At 68.6% G+C, this 18567-nt stretch carries 17 protein-coding genes; 11 read left to right on the forward strand and 6 right to left on the reverse strand.

Going from position 1 to position 18567, the window contains the following annotated elements; all coding sequences use genetic code 11:
* Positions 1-3 precede the first annotated feature (3 nt).
* The 8 genes from ACYVKL_RS27375 to ACYVKL_RS27410 all read left to right on the forward strand — a co-directional run bounded on the left by ACYVKL_RS27375 (position 4) and on the right by ACYVKL_RS27410 (position 7739).
* A complete protein-coding gene (locus ACYVKL_RS27375) occupies positions 4-246 on the forward strand; it encodes a HypC/HybG/HupF family hydrogenase formation chaperone (RefSeq protein ID WP_213555245.1) in 243 nt (80 codons plus the stop codon).
* Positions 243-2549 (forward strand): carbamoyltransferase HypF, encoded by a 2307-nt coding sequence (hypF, locus tag ACYVKL_RS27380; protein ID WP_379166013.1) that lies wholly within the window; start codon positions 243-245, stop codon positions 2547-2549. The genes ACYVKL_RS27375 and hypF overlap by 4 nt, the downstream gene beginning before the upstream one ends.
* Before the next feature lie 16 nt (positions 2550-2565).
* Positions 2566-2898, forward strand: coding sequence for a HypC/HybG/HupF family hydrogenase formation chaperone (locus ACYVKL_RS27385; protein WP_379166014.1), 333 nt, complete (start codon positions 2566-2568; stop codon positions 2896-2898).
* Positions 2895-4007: a hydrogenase formation protein HypD gene (gene hypD, locus ACYVKL_RS27390; RefSeq protein WP_379166015.1), complete on the forward strand. Its 1113-nt coding sequence runs from the start codon at positions 2895-2897 to the stop codon at positions 4005-4007. Before ACYVKL_RS27385 ends, hypD begins: the two co-directional genes overlap by 4 nt.
* Positions 4000-5070, forward strand: a complete 1071-nt coding sequence (hypE, locus tag ACYVKL_RS27395) for a hydrogenase expression/formation protein HypE (protein WP_379166016.1) — start codon at positions 4000-4002, stop codon at positions 5068-5070. The genes hypD and hypE overlap by 8 nt, the downstream gene beginning before the upstream one ends.
* 45 nt (positions 5071-5115) lie before the next feature.
* Positions 5116-5895 (forward strand): DUF6390 family protein, encoded by a 780-nt coding sequence (locus ACYVKL_RS27400; RefSeq protein ID WP_379166017.1) that lies wholly within the window; start codon positions 5116-5118, stop codon positions 5893-5895.
* A 95-nt stretch (positions 5896-5990) separates the two neighbouring features.
* On the forward strand, positions 5991-7301 hold the full coding sequence (locus ACYVKL_RS27405; protein ID WP_379166018.1) for a class I SAM-dependent methyltransferase: 1311 nt from the start codon (positions 5991-5993) through the stop codon (positions 7299-7301).
* A gap of 180 nt (positions 7302-7481) precedes the next feature.
* On the forward strand, positions 7482-7739 hold the full coding sequence (locus ACYVKL_RS27410; protein ID WP_379166019.1) for a hypothetical protein: 258 nt from the start codon (positions 7482-7484) through the stop codon (positions 7737-7739).
* 13 nt (positions 7740-7752) lie between these two features.
* On the opposite strand, the gene ACYVKL_RS27415 is transcribed toward ACYVKL_RS27410, so the two are convergent.
* Entirely contained in the window at positions 7753-8241 is a 489-nt protein-coding gene (locus ACYVKL_RS27415; RefSeq protein ID WP_379166020.1) for a DUF1877 family protein, read from the reverse strand.
* Between the two features lie 81 nt (positions 8242-8322).
* Positions 8323-9006 carry an alpha/beta fold hydrolase gene (locus ACYVKL_RS27420; RefSeq protein ID WP_379166021.1) on the reverse strand — a complete coding sequence of 228 codons (684 nt, stop codon included), beginning with the start codon at positions 9004-9006 and terminating at the stop codon, positions 8323-8325.
* 122 nt (positions 9007-9128) lie between these two features.
* Here ACYVKL_RS27420 and ACYVKL_RS27425 point away from each other — a divergent pair, with 122 nt between their 5' ends.
* Positions 9129-9713, forward strand: coding sequence for an ATP-binding protein (locus ACYVKL_RS27425; RefSeq protein ID WP_379166022.1), 585 nt, complete (start codon positions 9129-9131; stop codon positions 9711-9713).
* Complete coding sequence (locus ACYVKL_RS27430) at positions 9643-11862, forward strand: helix-turn-helix transcriptional regulator (protein ID WP_379166023.1); 2220 nt, start codon at positions 9643-9645, stop codon at positions 11860-11862. Before ACYVKL_RS27425 ends, ACYVKL_RS27430 begins: the two co-directional genes overlap by 71 nt.
* Before the next feature lie 27 nt (positions 11863-11889).
* Here the strand turns inward: ACYVKL_RS27430 and ACYVKL_RS27435 are convergent, their stop codons facing one another.
* Positions 11890-12753 (reverse strand): SDR family oxidoreductase, encoded by an 864-nt coding sequence (locus ACYVKL_RS27435; protein WP_379166024.1) that lies wholly within the window; start codon positions 12751-12753, stop codon positions 11890-11892.
* A 111-nt stretch (positions 12754-12864) separates the two neighbouring features.
* Between ACYVKL_RS27435 and ACYVKL_RS27440 the strand changes: the two genes are divergently transcribed.
* On the forward strand, positions 12865-13527 hold the full coding sequence (locus tag ACYVKL_RS27440) for a TetR/AcrR family transcriptional regulator (protein WP_379166025.1): 663 nt from the start codon (positions 12865-12867) through the stop codon (positions 13525-13527).
* Positions 13528-13654: 127 nt separating this feature from the next.
* Here ACYVKL_RS27440 and ACYVKL_RS27445 read toward each other — a convergent pair whose 3' ends face one another.
* Genes ACYVKL_RS27445 through ACYVKL_RS27455 form a run of 3 tightly spaced genes read right to left on the reverse strand, consistent with a single transcriptional unit; the run spans position 13655 to position 18415 of the window.
* Positions 13655-15082 carry a phytoene desaturase family protein gene (locus ACYVKL_RS27445; RefSeq protein ID WP_379166026.1) on the reverse strand — a complete coding sequence of 476 codons (1428 nt, stop codon included), beginning with the start codon at positions 15080-15082 and terminating at the stop codon, positions 13655-13657.
* On the reverse strand, positions 15079-16920 hold the full coding sequence (locus tag ACYVKL_RS27450) for a DUF3556 domain-containing protein (RefSeq protein ID WP_379166028.1): 1842 nt from the start codon (positions 16918-16920) through the stop codon (positions 15079-15081). Before ACYVKL_RS27450 ends, ACYVKL_RS27445 begins: the two co-directional genes overlap by 4 nt.
* 34 nt (positions 16921-16954) lie before the next feature.
* Positions 16955-18415, reverse strand: a complete 1461-nt coding sequence (locus ACYVKL_RS27455) for a class I adenylate-forming enzyme family protein (protein ID WP_379166029.1) — start codon at positions 18413-18415, stop codon at positions 16955-16957.
* Between the last annotated feature and the right edge of the window lie 152 nt (positions 18416-18567).

Genomic DNA, 18567 nt, shown 5'->3' on the forward strand with positions numbered 1-18567 from the left:
GCCGTGTGCCTCGGAATTCCCGGCCAGGTCGTGGAGATTCTCGACGGCTACCACGACCAGATCGCGCTCGTCGACGTGTCCGGCGCACACCGGAAGGTGAATGTCGGCCTGCTGGACCAGGATCCGGTCCGGCCCGGCGACTGGGTGATCATTCACATGGGCCTCGCGGTGGAGAAGACCGACGCGGCCGGCGCCGCCGCGGCCCTCGACGGGCTGCGGCTGCTGCGCCAGGGAGACGCGCCGTGAGCGCCGGGCGCGGCCGCCGCCGCGTGGTGGTCCGCGGCGTGGTGCAGGGCGTCGGCTTTCGGCCGTTCGTCTACACCACCGCCGCCGAACTGTCGCTGACCGGATCGGTCTCCAACGACAGCTGCGGCGTGATCGTCGAGATCGAGGGCGCGACAGCGGATCTGGCGGAATTCGTGCGGCGGATGCGGTCGGATCCGCCGCCGCTGGCGGTCGTCGAATCCGTCGAGTGTGACGAGCTTCCGGTGCGCGGCGGCACCGGCTTCCACATCGCCGCGACCAGCCGGGACGGGACCGGGCGCACCCTGGCCTCACCCGATGTGGCGATCTGCGCCGAGTGCGTCGCCGATCTCTGCGATCCGGGCAACCGGCGCTACCGGCACCCGTTCGTGAACTGCACCAACTGTGGTCCCCGGTTCACCATCATCGCGAGCCTGCCCTACGACCGCGACCGCACCAGCATGGCCGGATTCCCGATGTGCGCGCGCTGCGCCCGCGAATACGCCGATCCCGCAGACCGTCGCTTCCACGCGCAGCCCATCGCCTGCCCCGACTGCGGTCCCCGGCTGTCCTACACCGGCCCGGGCGACGGTGATCCTGTCACCGCCGCGCGACAACTGTTGCGCGACGGCGGAATTCTCGCCGTCAAGGGGATCGGCGGATACCACCTGGCCTGCGACGCCGGGAACGAGGCGGCGGTCGCCGAGCTGCGCCGGCGGAAACGCCGCGGGGACAAGCCGTTCGCCGTCATGACGGCGGATCTGGAGACGGCACGGCGGATCACCGAGATCGACGAGACCGCGGCCCGGCTGCTGACCGGGCCCGCCAGGCCTATCGTGCTGCTGCCACGTGCCGACGATGAAACCCGTGGGCGTGCACCGGGATTCGCCATCGCGCCAGCGGTGGCCCCACGCAACCCCGATCTCGGTGTGATGCTTGGGTACACGCCGCTGCACCTGCTGCTGTTCGGCCTGCCCGGTGACCCGCCCGGCCCTCGGGTGCTCGTCATGACCTCGGCGAACCTCGGCGGCGAACCCATCTGCTACGACGACGCCGACGCCCGGACGCGGCTGACGGGTCTGGCGGACGCCTGGCTCGCGCACGACCGACCCATCCTGGTGCCCTGCGACGATTCGGTGCTGCGGGTGGTCGACGGCCTGGAACTGCCGCTGCGACGGTCCCGTGGCTTCGCCCCGCTGCCCCTGGCCCTGCCGCTGCCGGTGCAGCCCACGCTCGCGGTGGGCGCGGATCTCAAGAACACCTGCGCGGTCGGCGACGGCCGCTATGCCTGGCTCAGCCAGCACATCGGCGATATGGACGATCTGGCGACGCTGCGCGCCTTCACCGACGCCGAACAGCATCTCGAGGAGCTGACCGGCGTGCGACCGGTGGTGCTGGCCGCCGACGCCCACCCGCGCTACCGTTCCACCGCGTGGGCCCGGGAACAGGCGGGCGAGCGGCCGGTGCGCACCGTGCAGCACCATCACGCGCACATCGCGTCCGTCATGGGCGAGCACGGCCTCGACCCGTCCGCCTCCGTCCTCGGAATCGCGTTCGACGGCACCGGATTCGGGCCCGACGGCGCGATCTGGGGCGGCGAGGTGCTGGCGGCCGGATACAAGGGCTACCGGCGGCTGGCGCACCTGCGCTACGTGCCGCTGGCCGGCGGCGACGTGAGCGTGCGCCGCCCCTACCGCATGGCGCTGGCGCACCTGCGGGCCGCCGGAATCGAATGGACCGAGGACCTGCCCGCGGTGCGCGCGTGCCCGCCCGCCGAGCGCGCCGTACTAGCCCACCAGTTGGATACCGGACTGGGCAGCACGCCGACGTCGAGCATGGGCCGGCTGTTCGACGCCGTCGCGGCACTGGCCGGCGTCCGGTTCGAGGTCGACTACGAGGCGCAGGCCGCGATCGAACTGGAATGGCATGCGCGCGGGGTGGATCCGGGGCCCGTGCGTTACCGCTTCGCGCGGCCCGATGGCGCCGGGGAGGGTCCGTCGGTGTTCGACGCCGCCCCGGTGATCAGCGCCGTGATCGGTGATGTGCGAGCGGGCGTCCCGGTCGGGATCATCGCGGCGCGATTCCACGACGCGGTCGCGCGGCTGGTCCTCGACCTCGCGGCCGATTACGCCACCGCGGCCACCCCGGTCGTGCTGACCGGCGGCGTGTTCCAGAACGCGCTGCTGCTGTCGGCGACGCGTGGTTTGTTGTCGGACAACGGATTCGAAGTCTTGACCGTTCATCGGCTACCGCCCAATGACGGCGGCCTGGCATTCGGGCAACTACTCGCCGCCGAGGCGGGTTGAGCGAAGGGAGCAGCAAATGTGTCTGGCAGTCCCGGGAAGAATTCTCAGCCTGCAAGAACGCAACGGCACGCTGATGTCGATCGTGGACTTCGGCGGCGTGCAGAAGGACGTGTGCCTGCAATACATCCCCGATGCCACGGTCGGCGACTACGTGGTGGTCCACGTCGGTTTCGCCATTCAGCGGCTCGACGAGGAATCCGCGCTGCGGACCCTCGCGGAGTTCGAACATCTCGGTGTCCTGAAGGAGGAGTTCGGTAACGGATTCGAAATCGCGGCCCGGCAAGCGGGCCTGGCGAATCCCGAATCAGCGCAGCCACAGCAGTCGGACGAACCGGAGGTGAGGTCGTGAAGTACCTCGATGAATTCAGCAACCCGCAACTCGCCGGGATACTCCTCGAGCGCATCCGGGAGAGCGCCACCCGCCGCTGGGCGATCATGGAAGTCTGTGGCGGACAGACACATTCGATCATCCGTCATGGCATCGACCAACTGCTGCCCGACACGATCGAGATGATCCACGGACCGGGTTGCCCGGTGTGTGTGACCCCGCTCGGCATGATCGACAAGGCACTCGACATCGCCGCGCAGCCCGGGGTGATCTTCTGCTCGTTCGGCGACATGCTGCGAGTACCGGGCAGCTCCAAGGATCTGTTCCGGGTCAAGAGCGAAGGCGGAGACGTCCGGGTGGTGTACTCGCCGCTCGACGCGCTCGAACTGGCGCAGGCCAACCCGGATCGGCAGGTGGTGTTCTTCGGCATCGGGTTCGAGACCACCGCGCCCGCCAACGCGATGACCGTCTATCAGGCGAAACGACTGGGCATAAAGAACTTCTCGCTGCTCGTCTCGCACGTGCTGGTGCCGCCCGCCATCGCCGCGATCATGGAATCACCGGACTGCCGGGTGCAGGCGTTCCTCGCCGCCGGGCACGTGTGCACGGTCATGGGCACCCGCGAATACCCGCCGCTCGCCGAGAAATACGAGGTGCCGGTCGTGGTCACCGGGTTCGAGCCGCTCGACATCCTCGAAGGCATCCGGCGCACCGTCATCCAGCTCGAATCCGGACGGCACGAGGTGGAGAACGCCTACCCGCGCGCCGTCGCCGAAGCGGGCAACCCGGTCGCGAAGCAGATGCTCGAAGACGTCTTCGATGTCACCGACCGGGCCTGGCGCGGGATCGGCGTGATACCGCGCAGCGGCTGGCGGCTCTCGGACCGCTACCGCGAGTTCGACGCCGAACAACGCTTCGCTGTCGGCGATCTGCAGACCGCCGAGTCCTCGATCTGCCGTTCCGGTGAAGTGCTGCAAGGGCTGATCAAGCCGCACGAGTGCGCGGCGTTCGGCAAGCAGTGCACGCCACGCAACCCGCTCGGGGCCACCATGGTCTCCTCCGAGGGCGCGTGCGCCGCCTACTACCTGTACCGGCGCCTGGACCTGCCCGCGGAGGTGGCACATGCGTGAGGACGTCTCGGGCCCCGTCGACCTGGCGAACTGGGTGTGCCCCATGCCGTTACGGGATTCACCCACCATCGTCATGGGGCACGGCGGCGGTGGTGCGATGTCGGGCGAACTCGTCGAGCATCTGTTCCTGCCGGCCTTCGGCGCGGCCGCCGAGGCCGGCATGGGGGACGCGGCGGTGGTCACCGTCGGGTCGTCGCGGCTCGCGTTCAGCACCGACTCGTTCGTGGTCAAGCCGATGGTGTTCCCCGGCGGCTCGATCGGCGAACTCGCGATCAACGGCACGGTCAACGACCTGGCCATGGCCGGTGCGCGACCACTGGCGCTGTCCACGGCGTTCATCCTCGAAGAGGGCACCGCGCTGGCCGAGATCGCCCAGATCGCCGCGGCCATGGGTACCGCCGCGCTGGGCGCGGGCGTCACCCTGGTCACCGGTGACACCAAGGTGGTCGACGCCGGGCACGGCGACCGGGTGTACATCAACACCACCGGTATCGGCGTGATCGACGAGGGCGTGGACATCCGTCCGCAGCGCGCGAGCGCCGGGGACGTGGTGATCGTCAGCGGCGACATCGGCTTGCACGGCGTCGCGGTGCTGAGCTGTCGCGAGGGACTGGAATTCGGGACCACCGTCTGCAGCGACACCGCACCGCTGCACGGCCTGGTCGCCGCCATGCTCGCCACCGGCGCGGACCTGCACGTGCTGCGCGACCCCACCCGCGGCGGCCTGGCCGCATCGCTCAACGAGATCGCCCGCACCGCGAAAGTCGGTGTGGCACTGGTGGAGAACGACCTCCCGATCCCGGCCGAGATCCGCGACGCCTGCGGCCTGCTCGGACTGGACCCGATGTACGTCGCCAACGAGGGCAAGCTGGTCGCCTTCGTCGCACCCGAGGACGCGGACCGGGTACTGGCCGCCATGCACTCCCACCCACTCGGCACTCGCGCCGCCGCCATCGGCGTCTGCGTGCCCGAGCATCCCGGCATGGTGGTGGCCAAGACTGCCCTCGGCGGCACCCGGGTAGTGGATCTGCCGGCCGGCGAACAGTTGCCCAGAATCTGTTGAGGCGGAAGGAGAATCACCCGCCACCGGTGCATCGGAGGTGAGGTCATGGAAAGCCCGGACCCGGTCCTCGACGGGACCGATATGTTCGCGCGCTACGCGTACGCGCCGAACGCGCTCGGCTACTGCGGGCCGCCCGACACGGCCGGGCTGCGTGGCGGGTCGAGCGCGGCGGTGCGGGCGACCGCACCGCTGTTCTCCGGGGCGTGGCCGTACCTGTGCGTGCTGGCCACGCTGACCGGTATCGACGATCCGCTCGACGCCCGGCTGGTCGAATCCTATTGGCTCGGAGGCGGTATCGGAGCCGCACTGGATCCGGCCGAGTTCGGCGCCGCCCTGCTCGACCGCATCGGTCCGATCGCCGGACAGTACTGGGCACACCTGGGCGCCGGCCTGACCGCAGAAGCCGCCCCCAACCACAGCTTCCACGTGTTCGGCGTCTACCCCTGGTCCCGGCTACTCGACCCGACGGGCCGGGGCCCAGCCCTGCGAATCCTCGACGACTGCCGAATCAGCTGGGGGCGAGTGATCGATGTCGACCGCTCACAGGTTCTGATCCGGTCTCAGCGCCTGACCTGGAACGGCCTGAGCCTCAGCCTGTCCCGGCCCGAGGACCGGTCCTTGGCCATGTGGGAGGACGGCTACGCCGCCGTCCCGGACCTCGAGGTCGGTGACCTCGTCGCGACCCACTGGAATCACCTGTGCGGGCGACTGCGACCCGAGCAATCGGAAGCGCTCGAGACCTCGACCCTGCGGCAGATCCGGGTGACCAACGAACGGCTGGACCACGACCGCGCCGCCACGTCGGCCGGCTCGACACGAGAGTGAACGGCGATACCGGAATCGACAGTCGGACGCGCGATGCGCGAATAACGGCTCTCGAATTCCCCGCTCCCTGATGTTCTTCGGGCGATAGTGGTCCTATGGGCAAAAGTGGGACAGTTGCGGCCGCTTTCACACCCCTGCTGGAACTCGCGTTCGGGTCGCGGCCACCATTGCGGTTCGAATTCTGGGACGGCAGCGCGGTGCAGCCTGATATCGACAATCCCGGCACCATGGTGATCCGATCGAAGGACGCGCTGAACCATATGGTCTGGGCCCCGGGCGAACTCGGTCTGGGCCGCGCCTACGTCGCCGGCACCGTGGACCTCGAGGGCGATATCTTCCAGGTCCTGCGCGCCCTGCAGTCCGCCGTGCCGGGCGACGCCCGCCTCGGGATGGCAGGCGCCTGGCACGCCCTCGGGGCGGCCCGGCGGCTGGGCGCGCTCACCCGTCGTCCGAAGCCGCCGCCCGAGGAGGCGCGGCCCCCACGCGGCCGGCAGCACACCCGCCACCGCGACGCAGCGGTGATCAGTCATCACTACGACGTCGGCAACGACTTCTACCGCCTCGTGCTCGGCCCGAGCATGACCTACTCGTGCGCGCGGTTCGCCGCCGCGGACGACGACGGCCGGGCTGCCGCGGACCCCACCGTCTCGCTCGAGGATGCCCAGCACGCCAAGCATGATCTGGTGTGCCGCAAACTCGGCCTGACCGAACGCCCCGGAATGCGGTTGCTGGATATCGGATGCGGGTGGGGGTCGATGGCGATGCACGCGGCCTCGGTCTACGGGGCGCGGGTCGTAGGCGTCACGATCAGCGGCACGCAAGCCGAACTCGCCCGCAAGCGCATCGCCGAGGCCGGGCTGTCCGCCGCTGTCGAGATCCGGCAGACCGACTATCGCGACCTGCGCGGTGAGCAGTTCGACGCCATCTCCTCGATCGGCATGTTCGAACACGTCGGGGCCAACCGCGCCGACGAATACTTCGACACCCTGCGGGCCCTGCTCCGGCCCGAAGGCCGCCTGCTCAACCACGCCATCTCGTCGGCCGGTGGGTCGAAGATCCGCCCCCGATCCTTCATCGGCCGCTATGTCTTTCCCGACGGCGAACTCCTCGACGTCGGCGAGGTCGTCCTGGCGATGGAACGAGCCGGATTCGAAGTCCGCGACGTCGAAGCCCTGCGCGAGCACTACGCACTGACCCTCCGCGATTGGGTCGCCAACCTGGAAACCGGCTGGGATCAGGCGGTTTCACTGGTGGGTGAAGGCCGCGCCCGCATCTGGCGCATTTATATGGCCGCCTCCGCCCTGGGATTCGAAGACGGCGGCCTCGGCCTCCACCAGGTCCTCGGCGTCGTCCCAAATTCCCACGGCCGCTCCGGATTCCCCGCCACTCGCCGCGCTTGGGGCTAGGCGCGCAACCGACTCATCGTGCCGCCGGCAGCGTCCACCGGGATGTGGTTACTCGGCGATCGGGCCGGAAAAGTTGGCATTCCCAAGAGGTCCGCGTAACGCGCGGGTTTGCGGGTACTGCCTCAGTGACGCGCCTGATCCGATTCGCGGCGACGGTGCGGGCCGAACCTGGGAGTGATCATGGGACCTTACGCCGAAGACCGTTGGCGCTACGGCAGGCGGTCGGCCACGGGTGGTGGCTTCACCTTGCTGTTGTTCATCTGGCTGATCATCGGTGGTGTCGCCGCTGGGCAACGACACTATTTCGACAGTGCCCCGACCAACTGCGCGAGCACGGGAACGATCGCGGTGACCATTCTCGCGGGGCCGCTCAACTACATGGGGGTCAACCCCAAAGTCGAGGACTGCCACGTCAACATCCCGCAGCCGAGTCAATAGCGCGTGAGCTCGCCTATGTCGCGGTGAAGATGACGGATCGTCGCGCGGCGGCCGCGCGGTCGTAGAAAGCCCGGACGTCCAGGAAGTTGCTCCAGGTGTACTCGAAGTCTTCGTCATCGAGCGCCCCGGCATACTCCTCGTCGTCGATGGCATCGAACGCCGCGCGCATGCCCGCTCGCTCCACCTCGTGCAACGCTGTCGCCAAATACCGAACTTGCTCCGCGCTCACGTACACCGCGTAGTAATCGTCGTGCAGGTGCCGTCCACCGATGATGGCGGGCGAGAGCGGGTACTGCCCGCTGCTCGGGCCGAGGGTGCCGTCGGTCAGGCTGCGATGGATCGCATCCCAGGCCTTGTCGGTGTCGATTTTCAGGTCGTCCTCCGCCCAGGATTCCTCCATCGCGCTGAGCAATTCGTCGATCGCGTCCGCGTCGTCCAGATCGTCTGCGCTCAGTAGCGCCCGCTCCTGCTCCGCGGTAATCGCGAAATGCACTCCCAGCATGGATTCGATGGTAGGCCCGGGGGCGTCCGGGGCGGGGTAACCGGGTGTGCCGCCCGATGATTCGAGCGGCACACCGGAACCTCACTGGAGCGTCGCTGCGGCCTTCTTGATCAGGTCGGCGACCACGCCGGGCTGCGAAACGTAGATCGCGTGGCTGCCGGGTGTCTCGACCACGGTGGCCCCGATGCGCTGCGCCATCGAGCTCTGCGCGGCCGGCGGGATCATGCGGTCTTCGGTGACGTGGAGGTACCAGCTGGGCTTGGATTGCCAGGCGGCCTTGGTCACCACGCCGCCGAGTGCGTCGAGGCCCCACGGCACTTGGGAGTCGGCCATGAACGCCGCCTCCTGCTCGGAGACGTCGGCTGCGAAGGATTCGGCGAACTTGTCGCGGTCCAGGAACAGATAGCCGTTGACCGGCGGCAGGATGGGGGGCTGGGGCCCGTCGGTCGGGAAGGTCCCGAGCAGCGTGTTGACCGATTCGCCTTGGTCGGGGGCGAAGGCGGTCACGTAGACCAGCGCGCCGACCTTGTCGTGGTTGCCGGCCTCGGTGATCACGGCACCGCCGTACGAGTGGCCGACGAGGACGACGGGGCCGTCGATACCGTCGAGTACGTCGCGCGTCGTGGCCGCGTCGTCGGCCAGCGACTTCGTCGGGTTCTGCACGATGCGGACATCGAAGCCGTCGGCGGTCAGCACGTCGTATACCCCGCGCCAGCCGGCGCCGTCGACGAAACCGCCGTGTACGAGAACGATGGTGGCACTCATCTTGTCTCCTTCGAAACCTGGTGGACAGCAATGAATCTACGAACTCCGGCAGCCACTACGAATCGGTCAAATGACTGTCTTCGGCAGTCCGAACGCCGTCTCGCCGGTAGTAGGGTCTGGATGTGCAGGGTTGGGTGTCGCCGGGACGGCTGGTAGGACGTACGCGCGAGCTGGGCCTGCTGTACGGCTTCGTCGAATCCGCGGTGGCCGAGGGCGGGGCGCGGCTGGTGGTCGGCGAAGCGGGCGTCGGGAAGACCGCGCTGCTCGGCGCGGCGGCCGCCCACGCGGCCGAACTCGGTGCGCGTGTGTTGCGTGCGTCCGGTGTGGAATTCGAGGCGGAGGTGAGCTTCGCCGGCCTGAACCAACTGATCGCTCCGCTGTCCGCCGAGGTCGCGGTAATCCCGCCCGACTCTCGACGCGCGGTCGGCGTTGCCATGGGCGTTCAGGAGGGGCCCGCGCCCGATCAACTCGCGCTGACGAACGCACTGCTGACTCTGCTGTCGGCTGCCGCGACGGAGTCCCCGCTGCTGGTGGTGGTCGATGACCTGCAATGGCTGGATCGAGCGAGTGCCACGCTGTTCGGCATCCTCGCGCGGCGGCTCGACGGCACCGGCGTCGGCTTTCTCGGTGTGGTGCGTGCGGGGGGAGGGCAGCATATTCGAGGATGCCGGGCTTCCGGAGATCGCGGTCGGACCGCTCGACGATGACGCTGCGGCGGAGCTGCTGACCGAGGCCTTCCCGGAGCTGCCGCCGCGGGCCGTGCGGCGGGTACTGGCCGATGCGCAGGGAAATCCGTTGGCACTGATCGAGCTTCCGACGCCCGGCGGCCCGGCCCCTGCCGACCCCGGTCTCGGTCGTACACCCGTTGGCCGACGACTACGCCAGACCTTCGCCCGGCGCATCGAAGGGCTGCCTGCCGAGACAAGGACCCAGCTGCTGCTCGCGGCACTCGACGGTACCGGCGAGCTGTTCCCCGCGATCTCGTTCGGCGCACTCGAACCCGCCGAGCGCGCCCGGCTGATCCGGGTTCATCCGGTGACCCGCGGGGTCCAGTTCCGGCATCCGCTCACACGTTCCGCGGTGGTCGATCTGTCGACCGACCAGGAGAGACGCGAGACGCATCGACGGTTGGCGATGCGGCATCCGGCCGACTCCGAAAGGCGCGCTTGGCATCTCGCGGAAGCGGCTTCGTCGCCGGATGAGCAGATCGCGCAGCTGCTCGAGGAGGCCGCGTTGAAGACCAAGGGGCGTGGTGACCCGGTCGGTGCGATCGACCTGCTCCTGCGGGCCGCCGAGCTGAGTCCGGGTGCCGACGACCACGACCGCCGTGCCATGTTCGCGACCTACCTCGGCGCCGACGTCACCGGAAATCTTCTGGACCCGCGAACGTTCGGCGCCGGGCGCGGCGTGCCGGGGCGGTCGGTGGAGTCCGCCGTAGCCGCGGCGGCGTACATGGTGAACAGCGGCGGCGATATCGACACCATCCACAGGGTCCTGCTCGGCGCGGTCCGCAACGTCGGACAGCCGGCGCGAGGCTGGGACGCGCCGCTGAGCGAAATCGTCTATGTGCTGCAGGCGAACTGCTCGTTCGGATCCCGTGCCGATCTGCTCGACGAATACCAGGCCGCGCTCGACGGACTCGGTCTCGAACCCCCGGAGATCTTGACGCTGCTCGGCAGCACATTCCTCCAGCCCGCGCGGCTGGCGGCACCCTCGCTCCCGCGACTCGACGACGCGATCGCCGGTATCGGTGACGAATCCGATCACGTCCACGCGGTGCGGCTCGCCATCGCCGGCATGTACGTGGACCGGTTGGCCGGCTGCCGCAACGCCCTGTGGCGGGTGGTCGAACACGGCCGTGCCGGCGGCGCGATCGCCTCGGCGATCAAAGCCTTTGCGCTGCTGGGATTCGACAGCGTACTGAGCGGCGACTGGGACCGTGCGCTGAGACTGGCCGACGAGGGTCTCGCGCTCACGACCAGGCACCACTATCGACTGCTCGGCGGCTTCCTGCACTACGACCGGGCCATGGTCGCGGCCGCCCGCGGCGATCGTGCGACCGCACGCAGCCTGACCGACGATCTGGTGGGTTGGGCGGCGCCGAACCGCATCGGCTTCGTGCTGCAGTTGGCTGCGCACGCGAAGGCCGTCGACGCCCTCGGCCACGGGGAGTTCGAGAGCGCATACCGTCACGCGGTCGAAATCTGTTCACCGGAAACGGTTCCCGTCCACAAACCCGTCGCGCTGTGGGTCCTGCTGGATCTGGTCGAAGCGGCAGTCCGCGCCGAGCGGATGACCGAGGCGCGGGCCCACGTCGCCGACATCCAGCGGGCAGCCGTCGCCGACCTCTCGCCCCGGCTGGCGCTGATCACGGCCGGCGCCATGGGAATGACCGCCCCCTCCACCACCTTCCGCGAGGCGTTCGACACCGCGCTCGCGACCCCCGGGGCGAACCGATGGCCGTTCGCGCACGCCCGGATCCAATTCGCCTATGGCGAACGGCTGCGCAGGGCGAAGTCGCCATCCGAGGCCCGTCGCCATCTGACCGATGCACTCGACACCTTCGAACGGCTCGGCGCGGTCCCGTGGGCGACCCGCTGCCGCGCCGAACTACGCGCGAGCGGACTGACCGTCGCCGACCACGCCGCGGAGACACCAGACCCGCTGACTCCGCAAGAGCGCGAGATCGCCGACCTGGCCGCCGCGGGCCTGACGAACAAGCAAATCGGCGAACGGCTCTACCTCTCGCCGCGAACCATTGGCGCTCATCTGTACCGGGTGTTCCCGAAACTCGGGATCAGCTCGCGAGCCGCGCTGCGCGACGCCCTCGAAAGACTGTCGAGCCCAACGGCGTAAAGCCGCCGGCCGGGATTCGCAGGGCCTTCAGGCAGTCGGCGAGCTCGCTACCGGCTGCGGCATCAAGGCCCGCCACAATGGGGTCGAGTCGCCATGGGTGGCTCGCCGGAATTCCTCCCAGTACCAATCCTGTCCGAGCAGTTGCTTGACGCGGGGGATGGCCTCGCCGTCGGGGCCGCTGTAATAGCGAACCTTGCGGGTGTTGCCGTCGGTGACCATCCGGAAGATCACGTCGGCAGTCAAGGCCGGGTCGGAGCGGACCAGGTTCAGCGAACCGAAACGCGCCATGGAGTCCAGGTATTCGGCCGGGATGTTGGTGGCGCGGTCGACCTTGTCGAAGATGCGGGTATCCATGCTGCCGGGCAGCAGCGCCTTGACGACGACGCCGAACTCGGCGAGTTCGGTGTGCAGACCCTCGCTGAGCGAGACAACCGCCGCTTTCGAAGCCTCGTACACCGAGGTGTACGGATACCCCTGGTCGGCGCTGATCGAGCCGACATTGACGATCACACCGGACCCCTGCTTGCGCAGGATCGGGATGAACGCCTTGTTGAGCGCGATGAGCCCGAACACATTGGTCTGGAACTGCCGGTGCGCCTGGTCCATGGTCGTGGCCTCCAACGGTCCGGCCTGGTAGTAGCCGGCATTGTTGACCAGAGCGTCGATCCGACCGAACTGCGCGAGCGCGAGTTCACCGAAGGCGAGATCGGCATCCTCGTCGTTCACGTCGAGCAGCAGCGTCGCGACATTGTCGATTCCCTTGTGTACCTCCAGATCCGATTCCTTGCGGACCGTCGCCACGACGTTCCATCCGCTCGAGGCGAAGCGCGCGACGCTGAGGCGTCCGAATCCGCTCGAGGTGCCGGTGATCACGATGGTGGGCTGGGACATTTCCACTCCTCGCTGGTGGGTGCTGGTGGGCGGAGAGGCCTCCGAACCCACTGGAATTAGTACAACACCGTTTTGTTAATAGCGCAACAGTGTTGCGCTATACTGAAGGCCATGACTCCCACGCCACCTCTGCGTGCCCGCAGTGCCGAGGCCAAACTGCATCGTGAACAGGCGATTCGCGATGCCGCGCGGACGCTCGCCGGTGAGCGCAGCGTGCGTGAGGTCACGCTCACCGATATCGCCGCCGCCGTCGGCATGCACAAATCCGCCATGCTGCGCTATTTCGAGACGCGGGAGCAGATCTTCCTGGCACTCACCGCCGAGGGCTGGCGGGACTGGTCGGCCGAGGTCCGAACCCGGCTGGCCGAACCGGCCGAGCGTGAACCCGGGGCGATCGCGTCCGTACTGGCGAATTCACTCGTCGCGCGCCCGCTGTTCTGCGACCTACTCGCGCAGGCCCCGATGAACCTGGAGCGCAACGTCTCCCTCGACACCGCCTACGCGTTCAAGACCGAGGTGCTCGCCGAAGTGGCCACTCTGACAACGGCATTGCGCCGACTGCTGCCGATCACCGAGATCGCGGCTATCGACGTCATCTCCACAGCCACCAGCATGGCCGGGGCTCTGTGGCAGATGGCCGCGCCCGGCACCGGCCTGCGTGCGCTCTATGAGTCCCGCCCCGAACTGGCTCACGCCGTGGTCGACGTCGAGCCGAAACTCACCCGCATCCTGACGGCCCTGCTGATCGGGCTCGAAAGCGACCGCACTTCCTGACCCGTGTGGTAGCCGATGAGCGGTGGCGCGGTGTGCTGATGTCTCGGTCGCGAACGTCTACCCCTGGCGCAGGTCCGCGAGGCCTACACCGAGCTCGAACGTCGCCACACCCACGGCAAGATCGTCCTCACCATCTGACGATGCGGGAGAGATATTCCAATGCCTGCTCGGCCGCGTTGGCTCCGCACATGCCGTGGGCTCCCGGGCCGGGCGGGGTGGCGGCCGAGCAGAGGAACATGCCCGGTACGCCGATCGAGTAGGGGGACAGGGTGATTCGGGGGCCGAAGACGAGCTGGCGGATGTCTTTGGCTCCGGTCATGATGTCGCCGCCGGTGAAATTGGGGTTGTGGGCGGCGATGTCGGCGGGGTCGCGGACGGTGTAGCCGATGATGCGATCGCGGAATCCGGGGGCGAACTGTTCGATACGGGCGATGATCGCCTCGGTGGCGTCGCCGGTATAGCCGTGGGGGACATGGGCGTAGGCCCAGAGTGGATGGATGTCGCCCGCCGATCGCTGCGGGTCGGCCAGGTACTGCTGGCCCACCAGGACGAACGGTCGTTGCGGGAGGCGGCCGGCGTGGATGTCGCGTTCGGCGGCGGCGAGTTCCGGGTAGGGGCCGCCGAGGTGCACGGTTCCCGCGCGACGCGCGTCCGGATTGGTCCACGGCACGCCCTCGGCGACCGCGAAATCGACCTTGAACGCCCCGGGGCCACGCCGGAAGTCGCGATAGGCCTTTCTGATTCGCGGCGAGAGCTGGTTGCCGAGGATGTCGGCGACGGCCGCGGGCGCGAGATCGAACAGCGTCACGTCCGCGCACGGCAACTGCGAGCGCGCGGTGATCCGGACGCCGGTTTCGATCTTCCCGCCGAGATCGGCGAGCAACGCCGCCAGCGCCCGCGGGATGGACTGCGACCCACCGGCGGCGACCGCCCAGCCGTGCCGGTGGCCCGCGGTCAGGATGCCCATGCCGATCGCCGAGGTCATCGGCTGGTGTAGCGGCCGGAAGGCGTGGGCGGCGACACCCCCGAACAGGGCGCGCGCTTCCTCGGTGCGGAAGAACCGGGCCAATGCGGAGGCGGGCAGCAGGGTGGGGGCGCCGAAGCGGGCCAGGGTCAGCGGGTGCCAGGGCATGTGCAGCAGCGGCTGCAGAATATCCTCGGCGAGGGCGTCGTAGCGCTCGGAGGGTCTGCCGAACAACAGCTTCCAGCGTCGGTCGTCGCGCCCCAGTCCGGCGGCGGTGTGCTCCACCGAGCGGTGCAGTACCCCGGCCCGGCCGTCGGCGAGCGGATGGACGCAGTCGATCTCCGGTGTGCGCCAGGACAACCCGTACCGGTCGAGGCCGAGTTCGGCCAGGAACGGCGAGCCCACGGCCATGGGATGCACCGCCGCGCAGCGGTCGTGCAGCAGCCCGGGCACGATGTCCTCCACCGTGCGGGTGCCGCCGCCGACCTCGGTGTCGGCCTCCAGCACGGTGACCTGAACACCCGCACGGGCGAGGGCCACGGCGGCGGCGAGTCCGTTGGGGCCGCCGCCGACGACGGTCGCGGTGCTCATGCCAGCGCTCCGTGCTCGTGGTCCTGCTCCGAGCTCGACCGTATGTCTTCGGCGTGAGATCCGCTGGGGAGCTGTGGGTTCGGTTCGGTCCGTGACCACAGGACGGACAACGGGATGGGCCCGTTGGGCAGCCAGGGTTGTTCGGCCACCGCGTCGGCGACCCGCCAGGTCCCGCGTTCGATCACGCCGAGCGCCGCGTCGATCACCTGATAGTGCTGGACCTTGCTGCCCCAGGCCTGGGACTCGACCCAGACCACCACGGCCTCACCGGGTTCGAAGCAGGCCTCGCGCTGCACGGCGGCAATGAAATTCGCGTCGTGCAGGTGACCGTCGCCGAAGTTGAAGCCGATCACCGAGTTACAGAGGAATTCGCCCTCGCGCACGGTGCGGCTGTCGAGATCGGGCAGCGTGCGCAGCAGCACCGAGAACAGTCCGCGACCCTGGCTGTGCATGGTGCGCCAGGCGATGACCTGCTGCATGGTGACCTCGGCCCACATCGGTTCGTAGCCGAACTCGACGAACTGGTCGACCTGATTGCGGGCTGTTCGCGTCACCCGATCCAGTTTGCCCTCCGCGCCCGGGGTGAAGGCCCACACCGCCGAGGCCCAGTTCCCGGCGTACTGCCGCATGGACGGCAGGAACGACACCTTGTCGGGCCGGAAGTTGCCGAGCACCGGGAAGAACAGCAGCCCCGCGATCAGCGCCGCCGCGAGCCACGGCGAGGAGATATCGAACAGCCCGAAGCCGTCCTGATTCGGGAAGCCGAGGAACAGGAACATCGAGGCGTAGGCGAAGAGCACGTTCCATTCCAGGGGCACCGCCAGCGGGAAGGTCGACACGATGAACAGGTGGAACACCACCATCACCGCGACGCCGGCCACCGTGAGCCAATGGTTGCCCGAGAACAGCAGCACCAACGGAATGATGATCTCGACCGTGGTACCCCCGGCGTGCGCCATCAGATCCGCGATCCGCGACGGCCGCAGATCACGTGGGAAGTCGCGATAGTGCGCGCGCTTGAACCAGGCGAACGGCACCGATGGGCTGTTGCTGACCATGGGTGGCACCACCAGCGCGAAATGCTTGCCGAACTTGGACACCCCCGCGCCGACCCAGACCACGACGATCAGCAATTTCAGCGCGATGATCATGTCCACGAAGGGCAGTACGGCGAAGAAGAGCAGCGCGGGCAGATACTGTTCGCCGCGAGCCCCGAGGAAGATCGTCTTGTCCCGCAGGCCGTTCAGGATCAGCAGCACGATCGGCGCGATGAGCAGTGCGGGATTCACCAGCCCGGAGCTGTTGCCCGGGACCGCAGCGGACAGCGAATCGCTGTGCACGCCAGGCGATAGCAGTGCGACGGTCACACTCACCAGCAGGGCGAGGTACACGGAGATATCGAACCACCCGCGGCGATCGCCGCCGGTGAACGGCACCCACTTCCAGGGCCGCAGCCGGATGGTGCCCGGCCGGGCCCAGAACAGGATGCCACCGGTCATCGGTTTCACCTTGCCCGCCAACGGTCCCCAGGATCCGGCGATGCCGATGCTCTCCAGCAGCACTGTCCACAGGATCGCCTTCTGATAGACGATCGGCTGGTTCCACCACTGGCTCACATGCCAGAAGGCGGGCAGGTGCGAGGTGGTGGTGGCGACGACCACGCCGCCGAGGGCGTACAGCACGATCAGCTTGAGGATGTAGATCGTGTGCACCATGCGCGGTGAGCCGAAGCCGTGTTCGGCCCAGTTGACGGCGAGGATCCGCATGCGCTCCATGAGCGGCAGTCGCAGGAAGGTCTCCGGTTCGACCGCGGGCAGATCCGGTTTCGTGAAGCCCATGACAATTCTCCTGACTGATGAATAGGGTTGGGGTTCAGTGGGTTCGAGCGTCGAGTCGCCGCAACGCGGGTTTGTCGATCTTGCCGACGGCGTTCTTGGGCAGCTCGTCGAGAACCCGGATCGATACGGGCAGTTTGAATTTCGCGAGACCGGTACGGGCGTGCTCGCGAATGGCGGTGGCGTCCAGGGTGGCGCCGGCGGTGAGCGCGACGAACAGGATCGGCTGTTCGCCGTAGACGGGATCGGGGCGGCCGACCACGGCGGCCTCGGCGATCCCGGGCAACCGGTAGACGACGGTCTCGATCTCCTTGGGGTAGATGTTCTCGCCGCCGCGGATGATCATGTCCTTGGCGCGGTCCACCAGGGTGAGGTAGCCGTCGGCATCGAGCTGCCCGATATCGCCGGTGTACAGCCAGCCGTCCATGACGGTGGCGGCGGTCGCCAGGGGCCGATTCAGGTAGCCGCGCATGATATTCGGGCCGGAGACCAGCACCTCGCCGATCTCGCCCGGCGCCGCGTCGTAGCCGTCGGCGGTCAGGACGCGGATGCGCTGGCCTGGGAGGGGCAGGCCGACGGTGCCCGGTTTCCGCGGTCCGGCAAGCGGATTGATGGTGCACGCGCAGGTGCATTCCGACAGTCCGTAGCCCTCGATGATCGGGATGCCGTAGCGGGCCTCGAATCCGGCGAGCAACTCTGCGCTCGCCGGCGCGGCCCCGCAGATCGCGAAACGGATCGAGGAGGTGTCCGGGCGGACGCGGGCGGGCAGGCCGGCCAGCATCGTGTAGATGGTCGGTACCGCCGAGAAATAGGTGGGGCGCGAGGACTCGATCCGGTCGAAGAAGCCGGCCGTGTCGAAGCGGCCCGCCACGGTGGTGCGCCCGCCCGCCAGCAGCGGCGACAGCACACTCACCACGATGCCGTTGACGTGGAACAGCGGCAGGATCAGCAGGCTGTGGTCGGCGGCGGTCAACTCCAGTGCGTCGATGACCATGCCGGACATGGCGAGCAGATTGGTGTGGTCGAGCATGACGCCCTTGGGGCGGCCGGTGGTGCCGCTGGTGTAGATCAGCAGGGCGAGGGCGTCCGTGGGCGTCGCGGCGGGTGGGGCGGCGGGCTCGAGCCCGCCGGCGCGCAAACGCTCGACGGAGACGACCGTGCCCACGGAGCCCGTGAACGCCCGGTCGGTGACGAGCACCTTCGCGCCCGCGTCGGCGACCTGGAAATCGATCTCCTCCGCGGTCAGGGCCGGATTCACCGGGGTCGCGGCCGCGCCGAGCCGCCACGCGGCGAACAGCGCGACCACCAGATCGGCGGTATTGGGCAGCATGACCGCCACGACATCGCCGGTCCCTACGCCGACCTCACCGAGCATCGACGCGGCTCGCTGGACCGCCGCGAGGAAACCGGTGTTGTCGAGCGCGACGCGATCGTCGGCGAGCGCCGGGGCGTCCGGAGCCGTCGCGGCTCGGCGATCGGGGAGTTCGGAGAGATTCATGGGCGTGGTCCTTGGCGGAGGTCGAATGCGATGGCGACCACGGTAGGAATTTCCGGTCCCTCTGCCACCGTCGTGCGTGAACGAAGTTCGGGCCGGCCGTTGTCTCCGGAGGACAAGACCGGTGTCCCGGAAACCCCGCAAAGCACTCGCCA

The sequence above is a fragment of the Nocardia tengchongensis genome, from assembly GCF_054781395.1.